This window comes from Flavobacterium sp. FG19 (genome assembly GCF_057809475.1).
In genome coordinates this window covers 1-307 of sequence record NZ_JBMDKA010000094.1, presented here as the reverse complement: position 1 = coordinate 307, position 307 = coordinate 1, and the positions used below count along the sequence as shown (strand labels likewise).

Sequence of the window (307 nt, the reverse complement as noted above, 5' to 3'; positions counted from 1 at the left end):
AGACACAAGAAAAATTATATCTGGCTGGTTTATGCTTTGGAAAAGAATTCTAAAAGAGTGGTGAGTTTTAACGTTGGAAAACGAACTAATAAAACTCTGAACCGTGTTTTGGAAACTCTGAAATTATCAGAAGCAAAAAAAATATTTACAGACAGGCTTAAAAACTACAGGTATCTGATTAATGAGAAAATGCATTCTGTAAAGCGTTTCGGGACAAATCATATTGAAAGAAAGAATTTGACACTGAGAACACATCTGAAAAGACTCAACAGACGTACAATATGCTTCAGCAGAAGTTTAGCTGTTT

Annotated in this window: 1 protein-coding gene; it reads left to right on the top strand. The window is 33.2% G+C overall.

The window, feature by feature from the left end; genetic code table 11:
• Positions 1–307 (top strand): IS1 family transposase (locus tag ACODST_RS27875; RefSeq protein ID WP_488935357.1); only part of this gene is annotated, 307 nt, incomplete at both ends.